Origin of the sequence: Cupriavidus oxalaticus (assembly GCF_038900635.1) — a bacterium.
GTDB lineage: Bacteria > Pseudomonadota > Gammaproteobacteria > Burkholderiales > Burkholderiaceae > Cupriavidus > Cupriavidus oxalaticus_B.
The window spans coordinates 87,215-104,276 of the sequence record NZ_JAYMRX010000015.1 but is presented as its reverse complement, the minus strand read 5'-3'; the positions used below and the strand labels follow the sequence as shown (position 1 = coordinate 104,276).

The window sequence follows — 17,062 nt, the reverse complement described above, 5'->3', positions numbered from 1 at the left end:
TCGCGTCGCTCAGTGCGGATGGAACGTGACACGCTCAGGCACCGGCTTGAACTCGCCGGCACGGCTCCACAGCGGCATGGTCAGGAAGAAGGCGAAGTACAGCAGCGTACCGAGCTGCGACACCTTCTCGCCGACCGGCGACGGCGGTTGCACGCCGAGATAGCCGAGCACCAGGAACACCACCACAAAGACGATCAGGATGGTCTTGTGGAAAGCGGGACGATAGCGCATGGACTTGACCGGCGAGCAGTCCAGCCACGGCAGGAAAAACAGGATCACGACCGAGCCGCCCATCACCAGAACGCCCCAGAACTTGGCGTCGATGAAGTAGAAGCCCACGGCCAGGATCACGGCGGTGGCGATCGCACCGATCTTGACGCGCGCATCCTTGCTGCGCACGAACACCATGCCGAGCAGCAGCGCGAAGAACACCCACAGGATCGGCAGGAAGTTCGACGTGGTGGCACGCAGCATCGAATAGAACGGCGTGAAGTACCAGACCGGCGCGATATGCGGCGGCGTCTTCAGCGGATCGGCCGGGAAGAAGTTGTTGTGCTCCAGGAAATAGCCGCCCACTTCCGGGAAGAAGAAGATCACGGCCGAGAAGATGAGCAGGAAGCCAGCCACGCCGAGCGTGTCATGCACGGAGTAGTACGGATGGAACGGGATGCCGTCCAGCGGAATCCCGTTCTCATCCTTCTTCGCCTTGATCTCGACGCCGTCGGGGTTGTTCGAGCCCACTTCGTGCAGCGCGATGATGTGCGCGATCACCAGGGCCAGCAGCACCAGCGGCACCGCGATGACGTGGAACGAGAAGAAGCGGTTCAGCGTGGCATCGCTCACCACGTAGTCGCCGCGAATGAACAGCGACAGGTCCTGACCGATCACCGGAATCGCCGAGAACAGGTTCACGATCACCTGCGCGCCCCAGTACGACATCTGGCCCCACGGCAGCAGGTAGCCCATGAAGGCTTCCGCCATCAGGCACAGGAAGATCAGGCAGCCGAAGATCCAGACCAGTTCACGCGGCTTGCGGTACGAACCGTACAGCAGCCCGCGGAACATATGCAGGTAGACCACGACAAAGAAGGCCGAGGCGCCGGTCGAATGCATGTAGCGCACCAGCCAGCCCCACGGGACTTCGCGCATGATGTATTCCACGCTGGCGAAGGCCACGGGAATGCCGGCGGCGTTGAGCGTGCCATCCGGCTTGTAGTTCATCACCAGGAAAATGCCCGTGACGATCTGGATCACCAGCACCAGCAGCGCGAGCGAACCGAAGAAGTACCAGAAGTTGAAGTTCTTCGGCGCGTAGTACTTGGAAAGGTGATCTTCCCACAGTTGCGTTGCCGGGAAGCGGGCGTCGATCCAGCCCATCAGGCCGGTCGTCTTGACTTGTTTTTCGGCCGCCATGATCAGGCTTCTCCTTTCTCATCCTTGCCGATCACGATCTTGGTGTCAGTCAGGAACTGGTAGGGGGGAACATCGAGATTTTGCGGGGCCGGCTTGTTCTTGAAAACGCGCCCGGCCAGGTCGAACGTAGAGCCGTGGCAAGGGCAAAGGAAACCGGGATCGGCGCCGAGTTGGGGATTGGCACCGGAAGCGAAGGGGCCGGAAGGCGAGCAGCCAAGGTGGGAGCAGATGCCGACCACGACCAGGACGTCCTTGTGTTCTGCGCGCGAACGGGTTTCGTTCCTGCAGTAGTCCGGCGTCTGCATGGTGAAAGGAATCTCGGAATTCGGATCGGCCACCTCGCCGTCCGTCTTCTTCAGCGATGCCAGCTGTTCCTCGGTCCGCTTCATGATCCAGACCGGTTTGCCGCGCCATTCGACAGTCATCATCTCGCCCGGCTTCAGCGCACCGATATCTGCTTCGACTGGCGCACCCGCGGCCTTGGCTTTCTCCGATGGTGCAAAGGTACTGACGAAAGGAACCGCTACCGCTACGCCTCCGACGCCGCCGGCGACGGATGTCGCGATCAACCAATTGCGGCGACCTTTATCCACGCTCTTCACGTCTTGCTGGTCACTCATTCCAAACCCCAGGGGAAGTCAATTTAGATTTTGCGTCAACCATAAAGTGTACCTTAGACATCTGCGCACTAGATAGGCGCAAATTGCCTTGTTCATGCTCGATAATCGGACATGCGAGCCGGAAATCCGCCACCAGACTTGCTTTCCGGGCAGCGATGCGGCAGGCTGACAGCTTGATACCGTTCATCGCTAGCAACAAGAAGGAGAACCCCCCATGGGCATGATCTCGGAATTCAGGACCTTCGCAATGCGCGGCAACGTCATCGACCTCGCGGTCGGTGTGATCATTGGCGCTGCATTCGGAAAAATTGTGGATTCAGTGGTCAATGACCTGATCATGCCGGTAGTGGGCCGCGTTGTCGGCAAGCTGGACTTCTCTAGTATGTTTGTCATGCTGGCCGATCCACCGCCCGGAACGCCGTTGACGCTGGATGCATTGAAGAAGGCTGGTGTACCCGTATTTGCCTATGGCAATTTCCTGACTATTGTTGTCAACTTTCTGATCCTGGCCTTCATCATCTTCATGATGGTGCGTGCGTTCAACAAGATGCGCGAGAAAGAACCGGCTCCGCCGCCGGCGGCACCGCCTGAGGAAGTGGCGCTGCTGCGCGAGATCCGCGACGCCCTCAAGGCGCGCTGAGTCCAGAACGATAAAACGGCCCCGATGGGGCCGTATTGTTTTGCGTCAGACTGGATTGGGAACATCGATGAACGTATGCCGCAAGCCGAAGCGTTGCGCCACATGTTCGCCCAGTGAGCGGATGCCATAGCGTTCGGTGGCGTGATGGCCGGCGGCCAGATACGCCACGCCGCTCTCGCGCGCGAGGTGCGTGGTCTGCTCCGAGACCTCGCCGCTGAGATAGGCATCGACGCCCGCGGCCACTGCCGCATCGAAATAACCTTGCGCCCCACCAGTGCACCAGCCGATCGTGCGGATCATCTGCTCCGGCTCGCCAATTGCCAACGGCTCGCGCCCGAGCACGCCGCCGACGTGTGCCGCCAGCGCGGACAGCGGCATTGGCGCGGGCAAGGTGCCGGTCCAGCCGAGCTGGTCATCGCTGAAACGCCCGGTCGGCGTGAAGCCGAGTTGCAGCCCGAGCTGCGCGTTGTTGCCGAATTCCGGATGGTTGTCCAGCGGCAGGTGAAAGGCGAACAGGTTGATGTCTGCGCCGAGCAGCCGCTTCAAACGCGCGTGCTTCTGCCCGACCACACGCGCATCTTCGTTTTTCCAGAAATAGCCATGATGGACCAGGATGGCATCGGCGTCGGCTTCGGCCGCGGCCTCGACCAGTGCCAGGCTCGCCGTGACACCAGTGACGACGTGAGTGATTTCCGGGCGACCTTGCACTTGCAGCCCGTTGGGACAATAGTCCTTGTAACGGGAAACCTCCAACAGGTCGTTCAAGTACAATTCAAGCTCTTTTGTTTTCATTTTCTGCTCAAAACTCCAATATGTTGCGGCGCTTTTGGCTGTTCTTTGCCCAGGCTGTCACCGTCGTGCTGGCGGTCTGGTTCGTCGTGGCAACGCTCAAGCCTGATTGGCTCCAGCGGGGGCGCGTCGCGGTCCAGTCCGGGTCGCCCATCGTGGCGCTCAAGGAGGTGGTGCCGAACGTGTCCGGCCCTGCCGCCGAAGGGTCTTACAGTGAAGCCGCACAGTCCGCCATGCCGGCGGTGGTGAATATCTTTACCAGCAAGAACGGCAACAAGCGCTCGCCCAACCCGCAGGCCGAGGATCCGTGGTTCCGCTTCTTCTTTGGCGACCGCCTGCCTGAACGGCAGGAGCCGGTGTCGAGCCTGGGCTCAGGCGTAATTGTCAGTTCCGAGGGTTACATTCTAACCAACCACCACGTGGTGGATGGCGCCGACGAGATCGAGATTGCGCTGACCGATGGTCGCAAGGCCAACGCCAAGGTGGTCGGCTCCGACCCCGAGACCGACCTGGCCGTGCTGAAGGTGACGCTGAAGGACTTGCCCGCGATCACGCTGGGCCGGCTGGAGAACGTCAAGGTGGGCGATGTGGTGCTGGCGATCGGCAACCCGTTCGGCGTGGGCCAGACGGTGACCATGGGCATCGTGTCGGCGCTGGGGCGCAGCCATCTCGGCATCAACACCTTCGAAAATTTCATCCAGACCGACGCGGCGATCAACCCGGGCAACTCGGGCGGTGCGCTGGTTGATGCACAGGGCAACCTGCTGGGCATCAACACGGCGATCTACTCCCGTTCCGGCGGTTCGCTCGGGATTGGCTTTGCGATCCCGGTATCGACGGCCAAGCAAGTAATGGAGTCGATTATTTCTACCGGCAGCGTCACGCGCGGCTGGATCGGCGTCGAGCCGCAGGACATGACGCCGGAAATCGCCGAATCGTTCGGCCTCGATGCCAAGGAAGGCGCACTGATCGCCGCGGTAGTCCAGGGCGGCCCGGCGGACAAGGCCGGCGTGAAGCCGGGCGATGTGCTGACCAAGGTGGATGGCTCGTCGATCACCGACACGACAGCACTGCTGAATGCCATCGCCCAGCTCAAGCCGGGCGTCGACATCAAGATGACGGTGATCCGGCGCGGCAAGCCGACCGAACTGATGGTAACGATCGGCAAGCGGCCGCCTCCGCCGCGCCGGGCGCTGCCGTTCGATGAGGAGGAGTGAGGCCGAGTCGTCTACGGCCCGCATGCAAAACCCCGCCAGCGATGGCGGGGTTTTTTGTTGGGCTCCGGGGGAGGAACCGACCGGACCGGAACTGACGGACAGCGGCCACTAGCCACTGGGCAAGGCTATGGAACAAATACGCCAAAGCCAATGCCATGCGCTTTCCCGATGCACGCAGCGGAGCCGGCGGACACTCAACCGGTTCGGAGCCCGGAGCCCGGAGCTCTGTGCCAGGTGCCAGGTGCCAGGTGCCAGGTGCCAGGTGCCAGGTGCCAGGTGCCAGGTGCCAGGTGCCAGGTGCCAGGTGCCACCGTACCTTGCCCTGCGACCCTGCCCGCGCAATAGTACAAGTCGCAACGCTGCACAGACAGCCCAGCTGGCTTCACCCGGCATCCTCGCCAGCCCGGCCCCGGCGCCGAGGCTCCAGACAAGACAAAAGGCCGGCATCCTTGCGGACACCGGCCTTCTGCAAGCCAATCTCAAGCGAGCTTACGCCCGCATCAGATTAGAACTTGTGGCGCAGACCAACCACAGCACCGAACTGATCCTTGTTCGGCTGAACGTTGGTGGTCGTGGCGGTGTTGAAGCCGTTCACGCCCAGGGCCGAGCCCTTGTCGTTCAGAGCGTACGACAGCGAGGTGTACACGTCGGTACGCTTCGACAGCGCGTAGTCGGCCGTGATCACGAACTGCCACGGATCCGCGTCGCTCTTGCGGAAGTCCTGGTAGTAAGCAGCGCCCGACAGCGAGAACGCCGGGGTCAGCTGGTAGCCCAGACCCAGCCAGTACAGGTTCGACGAGGTCGACGTGGTGACAACACCGTTGTCAACCGTCGTGCCGCCCGTCAGAGCGGCGCCGTCAAAGGCCTTGGCCCAGCGATAGCCAGCGTAGACCTTGGCCGGACCGAAGGCGTAGTTAGCGCCAACCGTAGCACGGCGGGTGCGCTGACCGCTCTGGTCAACACCAGCGGCCGACACGGTGCCGTGGATTTCGTCGTAGGCAGCACCAACCGAGAACGGGCCGGCTGCGTAGTTCAGCAGCGCGCCGTACTGTTGGCCGCGGCGGAACGCACCAGCGGTTTCCTGGCCGTTGTTGTTGAAGCTGTAGAAAGCGTTAGCGGTCAGGCCACCGAACGTGCCGATGTACTTGACGGTGTTGTCAGCGCGCGCGGCGAACTGGGAGTCTTGCGCCAGAATGCCATAACGCGACGAGATGGCCATCGGGTCATAGATCAGACCGAAGTCATAGAACGAGGTCTGTTGACGGCCCAGCAGCAGCGAACCGTACTGGCTTTGCACGCCGACGTAGGCTTGACGACCGAACAGACGACCGCCTTGGGCCGAAGTACCGTTGTCCAGTTCGAAACCGCTTTCCAGAACGAACACGCCCTTCAGACCGCCGCCCAGATCTTCTACGCCACGCAGGCCCCAGCGCGAACCGGACTGGTTGCCCGACGCCATACGGAACAGGTCGTCGCCAGCGGCGTTAGCATTGGTGTTGTACTCGAGGCCGACGTCAGCCACGCCGTACAGGGTCACGCTCGATTGGGCATACGCGCCACCAGCGGCCAGAGCGGCGACGGCAGCAGCAAACAGTTTCATCTTCATATCGACACTTTCCTTGTCAACTGATTGGGAAATCTTGGTTGCCCAAGTGCTTGGGCGACGTATTTACATTCACGTCTGCTGCGTATTATGTGCCAGCCCCCCCAGCCCTCAGAAGGCTTTTTCGGCGTAAACCACGCTTACCGGCGGTTTTTGTTGTGATCGAACAACACGATCAGGCAAAAAAATCCCCGTTTTGGTGCAAAAACGGGGCGATTGGCTCGGGATACCTACCTCAGCGGCATTAGTCCGTCTGCGTTTCCCCTGAAGCCTCGGCTTGCGCTGCCGGGCGGCCGACGAAGCGCGCCATGATCAGCCCGAGTTCATAGAGCAGCACCAGCGGCACAGCCAGCAACAACTGCGACAGCACATCCGGCGGCGTCACGATGGCGGCAATGATAAAAGCCCCGACGATCACATATGGGCGGATCTGCTTAAGCTTTTCCAGTTCGACCACGCCGAATCGAACGAGCACGATCACCACCACTGGCACCTCGAAGGTGATGCCGAATGCCAGGAAGGTGGTCATGGCAAAGCTGAGGTACTTGTCGATATCGGTGGACATGTCCGCACCCAGTGGCGCGTTGTAATGCGCCATGAAATGGAACACTGTCGGGAACACCAGGAAGTACGCAAACGCCACGCCGCACAGGAACAGGATGTAGCTGCTCGATACCAGCGGCAGGATCAGCCGCTTCTCATGCTGATACAGCCCGGGGGCGACGAACTGCCAGACCTGGTAGAGCACCCATGGCAGCGCGATCAGGAACGCCACCAGCAACGTGACCTTCATCGGCACGAAGAACGAGCCGGTGACATCGGTCACGATCATCTTGCCGCCCTTTGGCAGCGACTCCATCAGCGGCGCCGCGAACAGGTTGAAGATGACCGGCGCCCAGTAGACCAGGCAAACGAAGACCAGGATGATCCCGGCCACCGCCTTGACCAGGCGCTGGCGCAGCTCGATCAGGTGGGAAATAAAGGTTTCCTGCTGCGACTCGTCTTGCGGGTCTTGGGGATCTGGGGACCGGGTGTCGCTCATGGCGTGGACCGCTCAGCCGCGCAGGCTGGCAAGGTGGGATCGATGATGCCGCTCGGCGCGGCGCGGTTGGACGGGCATGGCGATGACGGCGGCAGACCTGGCATGGGCCGGCAACCCGCCGCCGCGCACCGTGCTCACTCGAAGAAGGAACGGGACGGCCGGCTGGCCGGGCGGTGGCGCTTCACGCGCGCGGCGCCCGACTGCACCCAGACCCGGACATTGTGCTGGCGCTTGAACCACAGCGGCCGCGCGCCCTGCTTCACGCGCCAGCTCTTGCGGCCGTTGTGCGCCTTGTGCGCCGCGTCCCAGCTGGGCACGAAGCTGTCGCCGCCGGCGCTGACGCCCCCGGCGTTCGCTTCGGTGCCGCCGAGCGCTTCGTTCAGCGCCTGAGTCTGCTCGCTGACTTCCTTGTGGATCGTGCGCTCGACGTCGCGCGCTGCATCCTCGAACTCAGAGCGCATCTTGCGCAATTCTTCCAGCTCGACTTCGCGGCTGACCTCGGCCTTGACGTCATTGATATAGCGTTGCGCGCGGCCGACCAGGGCGCCAACGGTACGGGCGACCTTGGGCAGCCGCTCGGGACCGATCACGATCAGTGCCACGGCACCGATCAGCGCCAGCTTGGAAATGCCGAGATCAATCATGCGGACATCATGCGGAAGACAGCGGAAACGCGGGGCTGCGCACAGGCAGCCACGATCGCGGGATGGGGATGGCGCACCGCCGGCTTACTGCTGCTGGCGCGACTTTTCCTTGGCCTCGACGTCGATGGTGGTGGAGTCGCGCAGTTCCTTGGATTGGGCGGCCTGGGCCGACTTTTCCTTGTCTTCGCCGTCCTTCATGCCATCCTTGAAACCCTTGACCGCGCCGCCCAGGTCCTGGCCGATATTGCGCAGTTTCTTGGTGCCGAACACAAGCATGACGATCACCAGCACGATCAGCCAGTGCCAAATGCTAAACGAACCCATCTCTTGCTCCTGGTGAAGCCTCGGGCGTAGTCATAGTCGCCCAGACCCGTTGTTCCGTCCCGTTATGGCCGCGCCGGGCGACGGTTGCCGGCGCAGCATTTGCCCCGGCGTTGCCGCCGCGGGCGCTCCCATGCCAAGGCTGCCCGTTCAGGGCAGCGGTCCCTTCCACTCGTGGCGCGGCCCACCAAGCACATGCAGGTGCAAGTGGTAGATTTCCTGACCGCCGTCCGGCCCGGTATTGATCACCGTCCGGAAACCGTTGCCACAGCCTGCCGCGCGCGCCAGTTCAGGCACCTTCAGCATCATTCTAGCAAGCACCTCCCCTTCGCCGGCGCCGCAATCGGCCAGCGAGTCGACATGCGACTTGGGGATGACCAGCAAGTGTACCGGGGCCTTGGGATGGATATCGTGGAAGGCCACCATGTCGTCGTCTTCGTACACCTTGCGCGACGGTATCCGGCCGGCCACGATCTTGCAGAAGATGCAATTATCCTGAGCGTTCATGAACATTTCATTGCGGCGAACCCTGCACCCTGGGCCGGGTCCTTCCCGGCATCAGAACTGCTGATCCGGGTACATCGGCTTGCTGTCGTTGAGGTACAGCCAGCCCTTGACGATACGATACAGCATCCACAGCGACAGCACGCCCCAGACCGCGAACGCCAGGGGCATCAGCACCACGGTGGCGAACAGCACGCCGCCCAGGACCGCCCACACCACCGACCACCAGAACGAGCGGATCTGCCATGCAAAGTGGGACGCGTACAGCGAACCGCGCGCGTCGTCGCGCTTGACGTAGTCAATGACGATGGCGATCAGCGCGGTGATGCCGCCGGTCAGCCAGAAGATCGCGTACAGCGCGTACAGGATATGCAGCAGCTTGCGCAGGCTGCTCTGCTGTTCGCCGCTGGGACCGGTAACCTGCGCGGTGTAGTCGTTCGCCATGTTTGCCCTTGTTCTGCGATGGCCTGCCTCGCGGCAGACGGGAGACTGGCCAGCACAGCGACTGGTCAGCCGGTCAGCCCTCTTCCTTGCGCCGGGCCTTTTCTTCCAGACCGGAGAGCCCTTCGCGCCGTGCCAGTTCGTTGACCACGTCGTCCGGCCCCAGCCCGAAGTTTGCCAGCAACACCAGGGTGTGGAACCACAGGTCCGCCACTTCATAGACCAGCTTGCCGGCCTCGCTGCCGGTCTGGCCGGCGGCGCGTGCGTCCTTGGCCGCCATCACGGTCTCGGTGGCTTCCTCGCCGATCTTCTTCAGGATGGCGTCGTCGCCCTTGCTGTACAGCTTGGCAACATAGGATTTGGCGGGGTCGCCGCCATTGGCTGGCTTGCGCGATTCGAGCACTTCGGCCACGCGTGCCAGCACATCGCTGCCGCTCGGTTGGGAGTCGCTCATGGCTTGGTATAGATCTGTGCAGGGTCCTTCAGCACGGGTTCGACGGTCTGCCAGTCGCCCGCTTCCGCGTCGCCCTCGAATTTCTGGAAGAAGCAGGAATGGCGCCCGGTATGGCAGGCGATGCTGTCGACCTGCGTGACCTTGAGCAGCACCACGTCCTCGTCGCAGTCGAGGCGGATCTCATGCACCTTCTGCACGTGGCCGGATTCTTCGCCCTTGTGCCACAGGCGCTTGCGCGAACGCGACCAGAACACGGCCTCGCCCAGTTCCACCGTGCGCTGCAGCGCGTCGCGGTTCATGAACGCGAACATCAGCACGTCGTTCGAACCGACTTCCTGCACGATCACCGGTACCAGCCCGTTATCGTCCCACTTGACCTTGTTGAGCCACTTCTTTGCCATGATCAGATCCGCACGGGAATGCCCTCGCGGGCCATGAATGCCTTGGCTTCGCCCACGGTATGCTGGCCGTAGTGGAAGATGCTGGCGGCCAGCACCGCGTCGGCGCGGCCCTTGGTGATGCCGTCGGCGAGGTCCTGCAGCCCGCCGACGCCACCCGAGGCGATCACCGGCACCGGCACCGCGTCGCTGACGGCGCGGGTCAGTTCCAGGTCGAACCCGCTCTTGGTGCCGTCGCGGTCCATGCTGGTCAGCAGGATCTCGCCGGCGCCGCGCGCGGCCATTTCACGCGCCCATTCGACAGCGTCCAGGCCGGTAGCCTTGCGCCCGCCGTGGGTGAAGACTTCCCATCGCGACGGCTCGCCCGGGGCGGAGCTGCGCTTGGCGTCGATCGCCACTACGATGCACTGAGAACCATACTTGGCCGTGGCGTCGGATACCAGCTGCGGATTGGCAATGGCCGAGGAGTTGACGCTGATCTTGTCCGCGCCGGCATTGAGCAGGCGGCGCACGTCTTCGACCGTGCGCACGCCGCCACCCACCGTCAGCGGGATGAAAACCTGCGAAGCGACGTCCTCGATGATGTGCAGCATCAGGTCGCGCCCGTCGCTGGTGGCGGTGATGTCGAGGAATGTGATTTCGTCGGCGCCCTGCTCGTCATAGCGGCGCGCGATTTCCACGGGATCGCCCGCATCGCGCAGCTCGACGAAATTGACGCCCTTGACCACCCGCCCGTTGGTCACGTCCAGGCAGGGGATGATACGTTTGGCTAGCATGAGAGTCCTTGTCCGCCGACGCGCCGGCATGGCACCGGCGCGACAGCGGCTGCGCCCGAGGCGCGTTGGCTTGCGTTGGGCTCGCGTTGGCCTTATTGGCCGTCGCGCAGCTTGTCGGCACGGGCCTGCGCATCGGCAAAGTTCAGGTCACCGGAGTAGATCGCGCGGCCGCAGATGACGCCTTCCACACCCTCGCCCTCGACCGCGCACAGGTTGTCGATATCCGCCAGGTTGGACAGGCCGCCGCTTGCGATCACCGGGATCGACATCGACTGCGCCAGCTTGACGGTGGCGTCGATATTGATCCCCTGCAGCATGCCGTCGCGGCCAATGTCGGTATAGATGATGGCTTCGACACCGTAGTCTTCGTACTTGCGCGCCAGGTCCCCCACTTCATGCCCGGTCAGCTTGCTCCAGCCGTCGGTGGCGACCTTGCCGTCCTTGGCATCGAGGCCCACGATGATGTGGCCACCGAAGGCCGAGCAGGCGTCCTTCAGGAAGCCGGGGTTCTTCACCGCCGCGGTGCCGATGATGACGTACGACAAGCCATCGTCCAGCCAGCGTTCGATAGTGTTCAGGTCGCGGATGCCGCCCCCCAGTTGCACCGGGATCTCATCGCCGACCTCGGCGATGATGGCCTTGATGGCCGCCTCGTTGCGGGGCTTGCCCACGAACGCGCCGTTCAGGTCCACCAGGTGCAGGCGCCGCGCGCCCTGCTCCACCCAGTGGCGTGCCATGGCGGCGGGATCTTCGGAAAAGACGGTGGCCTGGTCCATGTCGCCTTGTTTGAGGCGTACACACTGACCGTCCTTCAGGTCGATGGCCGGAATGAGCAACATATGCGTGACGAGCGTGGTTGAGTAAGTGAGGTTGAGCGAGACCGGCTAGGCCGGTCAGGTCGGGTCGATGTTCTATCGGGAACTGGTCGCTTGACGGGTTGCGTGAAGGGTCCGGTGACGGGTCTGTCTGGTTCTCGGTTGAACAATCGTCAAACTAGCGATTCGGGGTGTCCGGTGCGCCTTATGGATTCCAGTGGACGAAGTTCCGGTACAGCTGCAGGCCCAAGGCCGCGCTCTTCTCGGGGTGGAACTGCGTCGCGAAAATATTATCGCGGGCTACCGCGCTGGTAAACACGACTCCATACTCCGTTTCGCCGGCGATATGGGCCGGATCCTGCGCCTGCACATAGTAGCTGTGGACGAAATAGAACCAGCTGTCGTCGGGAATCCCGGCCCACAGCGGGTGCGGCTTCGCCTGGCGCACCCGGTTCCAGCCCATCTGCGGCACCTTGAAACGCGAGCCGTCGGGCTGCGTCATGCCGTCCAGCGCAAAGCGCACCACCTGGCCGGGCATCAGGCCCAGCGCCGGTGTGCGGTCCGCGCCAGCACGACTTTCGGTGCTGAACTCGAACAGCATCTGTTCGCCGACGCACACACCCAGCATCGGCTTGCTGCCGGCGGCCTCGACCACCGCTTCCTGCAGGCCCGAGGCGCCCAGCGCCGACATGCAGTCCGGCATCGCACCCTGGCCGGGCAGCACCACGCGATCCGCGCCGCGGATGCCTTCAGGGGCATCCACCACCCGCACGTCCGCTTCCGGAGCCGCGGCACGCAGCGCCTGCGCCACCGAGCGCAGATTGCCCATGCCGTAATCCACAATTGCTATGGTAGTCATGATTTCAAAACAGGCAACAATGTCTTCAGCCCGTCCACAATGAATTCAACGGCCAGCGCCGACAGGATCAGCCCCATCAGGCGCGTGCCGATATTGATGCCGGTGCGGCCGATGACCCGGGCGATCGGGTCGGCCGCGCGGAACACCAGGTACACCACCGAGCCCAGCAGCGCGCCGATGCCGACCAGGATCAGCAACTGGTACCAGTGCTGGGTCTTGCCGGCATAGACGATCACTGTGCTGATCGAGCCCGGCCCGGTCAGCAGCGGCAGCGCCAGCGGCACCACCGCGATGCTGGACTTTACCTCGGCCTCATCCTCTTCTTCCGGCGTGGCCTTGGTACGGCTGGTCTGCGCGTTCAGCATGTTCATGGCCATCATGATCATGATCAGACCGCCACCCACCTGCAGCGATGCCACCGAGATATTGAAGAACTCGATGATCTGCTGCCCCAGCAATGCCGACACCGCCACCACGATCGCCACCGAGATCGACGCGATCTTGATGGTACGCAGCTTTTCCGCTTCGGTCTGCTGGCTGGTCAGGCTGATGAAGAACGGGATCGCCCCGATCGGGTTGATCAGCGCCAGCAGCGAGATAAACGACTTGAGCGTATCCATCGGTTGCGGGTTGCCAGCATCGCTGGCCGTATTCAGGCTGAAGAGGTGGGCGGGCGCCGCAACCAGCCGGCACGCCTACGGATTAAGGAAGCTCAGAGCGTACCCTTGGTCGACGGGATCGTGTTGGCCGCGCGCGGATCCAGTTCGACCGCCATGCGCAGTGCCCGGCCAAAAGCCTTGAACACGGTTTCACACTGATGGTGGGCATTGATGCCGCGCAGGTTGTCGATATGCAGGGTCACGCCCGCATGGTTGACAAAGCCGCGGAAGAACTCGATGGTCAGGTCGACGTCGAAGCTGCCCACGCGCGCACGCGTGAACGGCACGTGGAACTCCAGGCCGGGGCGGCCCGAGAAGTCGATCACCACGCGCGACAGGCATTCGTCCAGCGGCACGTAGCTGTGGCCATAGCGGGTGATGCCTTTCTTGTCGCCAATGGCCCTGGCGACGGCCTGGCCGAGCGTGATGCCGACGTCTTCCACCGTATGGTGGTCGTCGATATGCGTGTCGCCGGTGGCTTCGACCTCCAGGTCGAACATGCCATGCCGGGCGATCTGGTCGAGCATGTGGTCGAGGAACGGCACGCCCGACGCCAGCTTCTGGCGGCCGGTGCCGTCGAGATTCAGGGAAACGCGGATTTGCGTTTCCGAAGTATTGCGGGTGACCTCTGCAACACGCATGGTGTTAATCCTGCAGCGACGCTGCGAATGCCTCAAGGAACTGCGCGTTTTCTTCGGGCGTGCTGACCGTGACGCGCAGACAATTGGCCAGCAACGGGTGCATTTTACTCACGTTCTTGATCAACACCTTCCGCGCCAGCAGGCGGTCGAAGGTCTGTGCCGCATTCGGCACGCGCACCAGCAGGAAGTTGGCGGCGCTGGGGAACACCGTGACGCCTGCATGCGCGGCCATGCCGTCGGCCACGCGGGTACGCTCGGCGCGCAGCTGCGCGGCCTGTTCGTCCAGCACCGACACATGCTCGAGCGCGAACAGCGCCGCGGCCTCGGTCAGCACGTTGACGTTGTAGGGCGGACGCACCTTGTCGATCTGCGCCAGCCACTCCGGCGCGCCGGCCAGGTAGCCCAGGCGGATGCCGGCCAGGCCGAGCTTGGACACGGTGCGCATCACCAGCAGGTTGCCGAAGTCGGTCAGGCGCGGCATCCAGCTTTGCTGCGCGAATGGCTGGTAGGCCTCGTCGACCACCACCAGGCTGTTGCAGACATCGCCTTGCGCGGCACGGAGGATGGCCTCCATGTCGGCCGCGTCGAACAGATTGCCGGTGGGATTGTTCGGATAGGCCAGGTAAACGATGGCGGGCTGATGCTGGGCCATCGCCGCCAGCATGGCATCGCGGTCGAGCGTGAAATCCGCGCGCAGCGGCACGCCGACGAACTCGAGGCCGGCAAACTGCGCCGACATCGCATACATGACAAAGCCCGGCACCGGCGCCATCACCTTGGCGCCCGGCTTGGCCGCCGCCAGCGCCAGCATGCTGATGATCTCGTCCGAGCCGTTGCCCAGCAGCACGTCCATGCCGACGGGCACCTGCATCACATCCTTCAGACTGGCGCGCAGCGCTTCGCTGCTGGGCACCGGATAGCGGTTCAGCGCCACCTCGCCCAGCCGCGCGGCGAGTTGCTGGCGCAGCTCCTGCGGCAGGCGGTATGGGTTCTCCATCGCGTCGAGCTTGACCAGACCGTGCGAATCCGGCACGTGGTAGGCGCCCATGGCGCGCACGTCGTCACGGATAATGCGTTCGATCAGGGAGGGCTCTACGGCTGACATGGAAGCTCCAGGTTTGACTGCGTTGGTTCAGTAGATCAACTGCGCTTGAAACGGTATTCCGCGCTGCGGGCGTGGGCCTGCAGGCCTTCCCCGTACGCCAGCTCGGCGGCGATCTGGCCGAGCATCTGCGCCCCGCCCTCGCTGACCTCGATCAGGCTCGAGCGCTTCAGGAAGTCATAGACGCCCAGCGGCGACGAGAAGCGCGCGGTGCGCGAGGTCGGCAGCACGTGGTTGGGGCCGGCGCAGTAGTCGCCCAGCGACTCGCTGGTATAGCGGCCGAGGAAGATGGCGCCGGCGTGGCGGATCTTCTCGCTCCACTGGCGCGGGTTCTCGGCGGAGACTTCCAGGTGCTCCGGCGCGATCGCGTTGGCGATCTCGCAGGCTTCTTCCATGTCGCGCACCTTGACCAGCGCGCCACGGCCGGAGATCGACGCGGCGATCACATCGCGGCGCGGCATGGTCGGCAGCTGGCGCTGGATGCTGGCTTCGACGCGGGCGATGTATTCGGCGTCCGGGCACAGCAGGATCGATTGCGCCAGTTCGTCGTGCTCGGCCTGCGAGAACAGGTCCATCGCCACCCAGTCGGGATCCGTGGTGCCGTCGCAGATCACCAGGATCTCGGACGGCCCGGCGATCATGTCGATGCCGACGGTCCCGAATACGCGGCGCTTGGCCGCGGCCACGTAGGCATTGCCCGGGCCGACGATCTTGTCGACCTGCGGCAGCGTCGCGGTGCCGTAGGCCAGCGCGCCCACGGCCTGCGCGCCGCCGATGGTGAAGACGCGATCGACGCCGGCGATCTGCGCGGCGGCCAGCACCAGCTCGTTGCGCACGCCGCCGGGCGTGGGCACTACCATGATGATTTCCTTCACGCCGGCCACGCGCGCCGGAATCGCGTTCATCAGCACCGACGACGGGTAGGCGGCCTTGCCGCCCGGCACGTAGATGCCGACGCGGTCCAGCGGCGTCACCTTCTGGCCCAGCATGGTGCCGTCGGCCTCGGTGTACTCCCAGCTGTGGCTGCCGCACTCGATCTTCTGCTTTTCGTGGTAGGCGCGCACGCGCGCGGCGGCGGCTTCCAGCGCGGCGCGGCGCTTGGGTTCGAGGTCTTCGAGCGCGGCCTCGAGCTCGGCCTGCGACAGTTCCAGCGCCGCGATCGACGGCGCTTCCATGCGATCGAAGCGTTTGGTGTATTCCAGCACCGCGGCGTCGCCGCGTGCCTTCACGTCGGCCAGGATCTGTGCCGCGGCGCGGTCGATGGCTTCGTCCTCGCCGGCCTCAAAGGCCAGCACCTGGCGCAGCGCCTCGGCAAAGCCCGGCTCTCTGGAATCAAGCCGGCGGATCGGCAGGTTTTCCATTTCGGATGCGGTTGCGTTCATGACTACTTTTCCTTCTCAGTCGGCACCGGCCTGGTGTGGCCCGATCTGGCCTTACACCAGCGCCGCCGAAGCGCGTTCGAAAGCATCGAGGATCGGCGCCAGCCGCTCGCGCTTGAGTTTGAGCGCGGCCTGGTTCACCACCAGCCGCGACGAAATTTCCACGATCTCTTCCACTTCGACCAGGTTGTTGGCGCGCAGCGTGCTGCCGGTGCTGACCAGGTCGACGATGGCATCGGACAGGCCCACCAGCGGGCCCAGCTCCATCGAACCGTACAGCTTGATCAGGTCGACGTGAACGCCCTTTTTCGCAAAGTGCTCGCGCGCGGTCTGCACGTACTTGGTGGCCACCGCCAGGCGCGCGCCCTGGCGCACCGCGCTGGCGTAGTCAAACCCGGCCGGCACCGCCACCGACATGCGGCAGCGGGCGATGTTGAGGTCGATCGGCGCGTACAGGCCGGCCATGCCGTGCTCCATCAGCACGTCCTTGCCGGCCACCCCGAAGTCGGCGGCGCCGTACTGCACGTAGGTCGGCACGTCCGAGGCGCGCACGATCACCACGCGCACGGCGGGGTCCGAGGTCGGCAGGATCAGCTTGCGCGAGGTCTCGGGATCCTCGGTCACCTGGATGCCGGCGGCTTCGAGCAGGGGCAGCGTTTCGGTAAAGATGCGGCCCTTGGACAGCGCCAGCGTCAGCTGGTTGGGCGAAGCATTGAAAGTGGGGCTCATCGGCGTCAGTCCTCGT

21 protein-coding genes are annotated in these 17,062 nt (G+C 63.8%); 2 read left to right on the top strand and 19 right to left on the bottom strand.

Going from position 1 to position 17,062, the window contains the following annotated elements; translation table 11 throughout:
- Positions 1-9: 9 nt before the first annotated feature.
- Together VSR71_RS22380 and petA are read right to left on the bottom strand one after the other, a co-directional pair.
- Positions 10-1,413 carry a cytochrome bc complex cytochrome b subunit gene (locus VSR71_RS22380; protein ID WP_342915991.1) on the bottom strand — a complete coding sequence of 468 codons (1,404 nt, stop codon included), beginning with the start codon at positions 1,411-1,413 and terminating at the stop codon, positions 10-12.
- Positions 1,414-1,415: 2 nt separating this feature from the next.
- Complete coding sequence (gene petA / locus VSR71_RS22375; protein WP_342915990.1) at positions 1,416-2,033, bottom strand: ubiquinol-cytochrome c reductase iron-sulfur subunit; 618 nt, start codon at positions 2,031-2,033, stop codon at positions 1,416-1,418.
- 214 nt (positions 2,034-2,247) lie between these two features.
- Here petA and mscL point away from each other — a divergent pair, with 214 nt between their 5' ends.
- Positions 2,248-2,673 carry a large conductance mechanosensitive channel protein MscL gene (gene mscL / locus VSR71_RS22370; RefSeq protein WP_342915989.1) on the top strand — a complete coding sequence of 142 codons (426 nt, stop codon included), beginning with the start codon at positions 2,248-2,250 and terminating at the stop codon, positions 2,671-2,673.
- Between the two features lie 45 nt (positions 2,674-2,718).
- Here the strand turns inward: mscL and VSR71_RS22365 are convergent, their stop codons facing one another.
- Positions 2,719-3,465 carry a Nif3-like dinuclear metal center hexameric protein gene (locus tag VSR71_RS22365; RefSeq protein ID WP_342915988.1) on the bottom strand — a complete coding sequence of 249 codons (747 nt, stop codon included), beginning with the start codon at positions 3,463-3,465 and terminating at the stop codon, positions 2,719-2,721.
- Positions 3,466-3,485: 20 nt separating this feature from the next.
- On the opposite strand from VSR71_RS22365, the gene VSR71_RS22360 reads away from it, so the two are divergent.
- On the top strand, positions 3,486-4,679 hold the full coding sequence (locus VSR71_RS22360; RefSeq protein ID WP_342915987.1) for a Do family serine endopeptidase: 1,194 nt from the start codon (positions 3,486-3,488) through the stop codon (positions 4,677-4,679).
- A gap of 505 nt (positions 4,680-5,184) precedes the next feature.
- Here VSR71_RS22360 and VSR71_RS22355 read toward each other — a convergent pair.
- From VSR71_RS22355 to hisG, 16 genes are all read right to left on the bottom strand, one after another.
- Positions 5,185-6,285, bottom strand: a complete 1,101-nt coding sequence (locus tag VSR71_RS22355) for a porin (protein ID WP_342915986.1) — start codon at positions 6,283-6,285, stop codon at positions 5,185-5,187.
- 241 nt (positions 6,286-6,526) lie between these two features.
- Complete coding sequence (gene tatC, locus VSR71_RS22350; RefSeq protein WP_342915985.1) at positions 6,527-7,324, bottom strand: twin-arginine translocase subunit TatC; 798 nt, start codon at positions 7,322-7,324, stop codon at positions 6,527-6,529.
- A 134-nt stretch (positions 7,325-7,458) separates the two neighbouring features.
- The gene (gene tatB / locus VSR71_RS22345; RefSeq protein ID WP_342915984.1) at positions 7,459-7,968 is read right to left on the bottom strand and encodes a Sec-independent protein translocase protein TatB; all 510 of its coding nucleotides are present in this window, start codon (positions 7,966-7,968) and stop codon (positions 7,459-7,461) included.
- A gap of 84 nt (positions 7,969-8,052) precedes the next feature.
- Entirely contained in the window at positions 8,053-8,292 is a 240-nt protein-coding gene (gene tatA, locus VSR71_RS22340; protein ID WP_133093470.1) for a Sec-independent protein translocase subunit TatA, read from the bottom strand.
- A 147-nt stretch (positions 8,293-8,439) separates the two neighbouring features.
- On the bottom strand, positions 8,440-8,796 hold the full coding sequence (locus tag VSR71_RS22335) for a histidine triad nucleotide-binding protein (RefSeq protein WP_342915983.1): 357 nt from the start codon (positions 8,794-8,796) through the stop codon (positions 8,440-8,442).
- Positions 8,797-8,847: 51 nt separating this feature from the next.
- A complete protein-coding gene (locus tag VSR71_RS22330; protein WP_342915982.1) occupies positions 8,848-9,237 on the bottom strand; it encodes a hypothetical protein in 390 nt (129 codons plus the stop codon).
- A 73-nt stretch (positions 9,238-9,310) separates the two neighbouring features.
- Complete coding sequence (locus VSR71_RS22325; RefSeq protein ID WP_342915981.1) at positions 9,311-9,688, bottom strand: phosphoribosyl-ATP diphosphatase; 378 nt, start codon at positions 9,686-9,688, stop codon at positions 9,311-9,313.
- Positions 9,685-10,089 (bottom strand): phosphoribosyl-AMP cyclohydrolase, encoded by a 405-nt coding sequence (hisI, locus tag VSR71_RS22320; RefSeq protein WP_063241227.1) that lies wholly within the window; start codon positions 10,087-10,089, stop codon positions 9,685-9,687. The genes VSR71_RS22325 and hisI overlap by 4 nt, the downstream gene beginning before the upstream one ends.
- Before the next feature lie 2 nt (positions 10,090-10,091).
- Complete coding sequence (gene hisF, locus VSR71_RS22315; RefSeq protein ID WP_063241228.1) at positions 10,092-10,862, bottom strand: imidazole glycerol phosphate synthase subunit HisF; 771 nt, start codon at positions 10,860-10,862, stop codon at positions 10,092-10,094.
- Between the two features lie 92 nt (positions 10,863-10,954).
- The gene (gene hisA, locus VSR71_RS22310) at positions 10,955-11,701 is read right to left on the bottom strand and encodes a 1-(5-phosphoribosyl)-5-[(5-phosphoribosylamino)methylideneamino]imidazole-4-carboxamide isomerase (protein WP_342915980.1); all 747 of its coding nucleotides are present in this window, start codon (positions 11,699-11,701) and stop codon (positions 10,955-10,957) included.
- A gap of 181 nt (positions 11,702-11,882) precedes the next feature.
- Positions 11,883-12,536: an imidazole glycerol phosphate synthase subunit HisH gene (hisH, locus tag VSR71_RS22305; protein ID WP_342915979.1), complete on the bottom strand. Its 654-nt coding sequence runs from the start codon at positions 12,534-12,536 to the stop codon at positions 11,883-11,885.
- Complete coding sequence (locus VSR71_RS22300; RefSeq protein ID WP_018004934.1) at positions 12,533-13,156, bottom strand: YchE family NAAT transporter; 624 nt, start codon at positions 13,154-13,156, stop codon at positions 12,533-12,535. Before VSR71_RS22300 ends, hisH begins: the two co-directional genes overlap by 4 nt.
- A gap of 92 nt (positions 13,157-13,248) precedes the next feature.
- A complete protein-coding gene (gene hisB, locus VSR71_RS22295) occupies positions 13,249-13,836 on the bottom strand; it encodes an imidazoleglycerol-phosphate dehydratase HisB (protein ID WP_019451384.1) in 588 nt (195 codons plus the stop codon).
- 4 nt (positions 13,837-13,840) lie between these two features.
- Complete coding sequence (gene hisC / locus VSR71_RS22290; protein ID WP_342915978.1) at positions 13,841-14,941, bottom strand: histidinol-phosphate transaminase; 1,101 nt, start codon at positions 14,939-14,941, stop codon at positions 13,841-13,843.
- A gap of 35 nt (positions 14,942-14,976) precedes the next feature.
- On the bottom strand, positions 14,977-16,320 hold the full coding sequence (gene hisD / locus VSR71_RS22285) for a histidinol dehydrogenase (RefSeq protein WP_342915977.1): 1,344 nt from the start codon (positions 16,318-16,320) through the stop codon (positions 14,977-14,979).
- Between the two features lie 51 nt (positions 16,321-16,371).
- Positions 16,372-17,046 carry an ATP phosphoribosyltransferase gene (gene hisG / locus VSR71_RS22280; protein ID WP_342915976.1) on the bottom strand — a complete coding sequence of 225 codons (675 nt, stop codon included), beginning with the start codon at positions 17,044-17,046 and terminating at the stop codon, positions 16,372-16,374.
- Positions 17,047-17,062: the final 16 nt, after the last annotated feature.

What these genes read in the sequence shown, in the direction of transcription:
- VSR71_RS22380 (WP_342915991.1), bottom strand. Translation starts at nt 1,413, where the DNA reads ATGGCGGCCGAAAAACAAGTCAAGACGACCGGCCTGATGGGCTGGATC.
- petA (WP_342915990.1), bottom strand. Translation starts at nt 2,033, where the DNA reads ATGAGTGACCAGCAAGACGTGAAGAGCGTGGATAAAGGTCGCCGCAAT.
- mscL (WP_342915989.1), top strand. Translation starts at nt 2,248, where the DNA reads ATGGGCATGATCTCGGAATTCAGGACCTTCGCAATGCGCGGCAACGTC.
- VSR71_RS22365 (WP_342915988.1), bottom strand. Translation starts at nt 3,465, where the DNA reads ATGAAAACAAAAGAGCTTGAATTGTACTTGAACGACCTGTTGGAGGTT.
- VSR71_RS22360 (WP_342915987.1), top strand. Translation starts at nt 3,486, where the DNA reads ATGTTGCGGCGCTTTTGGCTGTTCTTTGCCCAGGCTGTCACCGTCGTG.
- VSR71_RS22355 (WP_342915986.1), bottom strand. Translation starts at nt 6,285, where the DNA reads ATGAAGATGAAACTGTTTGCTGCTGCCGTCGCCGCTCTGGCCGCTGGT.
- tatC (WP_342915985.1), bottom strand. Translation starts at nt 7,324, where the DNA reads ATGAGCGACACCCGGTCCCCAGATCCCCAAGACCCGCAAGACGAGTCG.
- tatB (WP_342915984.1), bottom strand. Translation starts at nt 7,968, where the DNA reads ATGATTGATCTCGGCATTTCCAAGCTGGCGCTGATCGGTGCCGTGGCA.
- tatA (WP_133093470.1), bottom strand. Translation starts at nt 8,292, where the DNA reads ATGGGTTCGTTTAGCATTTGGCACTGGCTGATCGTGCTGGTGATCGTC.
- VSR71_RS22335 (WP_342915983.1), bottom strand. Translation starts at nt 8,796, where the DNA reads ATGAACGCTCAGGATAATTGCATCTTCTGCAAGATCGTGGCCGGCCGG.
- VSR71_RS22330 (WP_342915982.1), bottom strand. Translation starts at nt 9,237, where the DNA reads ATGGCGAACGACTACACCGCGCAGGTTACCGGTCCCAGCGGCGAACAG.
- VSR71_RS22325 (WP_342915981.1), bottom strand. Translation starts at nt 9,688, where the DNA reads ATGAGCGACTCCCAACCGAGCGGCAGCGATGTGCTGGCACGCGTGGCC.
- hisI (WP_063241227.1), bottom strand. Translation starts at nt 10,089, where the DNA reads ATGGCAAAGAAGTGGCTCAACAAGGTCAAGTGGGACGATAACGGGCTG.
- hisF (WP_063241228.1), bottom strand. Translation starts at nt 10,862, where the DNA reads ATGCTAGCCAAACGTATCATCCCCTGCCTGGACGTGACCAACGGGCGG.
- hisA (WP_342915980.1), bottom strand. Translation starts at nt 11,701, where the DNA reads ATGTTGCTCATTCCGGCCATCGACCTGAAGGACGGTCAGTGTGTACGC.
- hisH (WP_342915979.1), bottom strand. Translation starts at nt 12,536, where the DNA reads ATGACTACCATAGCAATTGTGGATTACGGCATGGGCAATCTGCGCTCG.
- VSR71_RS22300 (WP_018004934.1), bottom strand. Translation starts at nt 13,156, where the DNA reads ATGGATACGCTCAAGTCGTTTATCTCGCTGCTGGCGCTGATCAACCCG.
- hisB (WP_019451384.1), bottom strand. Translation starts at nt 13,836, where the DNA reads ATGCGTGTTGCAGAGGTCACCCGCAATACTTCGGAAACGCAAATCCGC.
- hisC (WP_342915978.1), bottom strand. Translation starts at nt 14,941, where the DNA reads ATGTCAGCCGTAGAGCCCTCCCTGATCGAACGCATTATCCGTGACGAC.
- hisD (WP_342915977.1), bottom strand. Translation starts at nt 16,320, where the DNA reads ATGAACGCAACCGCATCCGAAATGGAAAACCTGCCGATCCGCCGGCTT.
- hisG (WP_342915976.1), bottom strand. Translation starts at nt 17,046, where the DNA reads ATGAGCCCCACTTTCAATGCTTCGCCCAACCAGCTGACGCTGGCGCTG.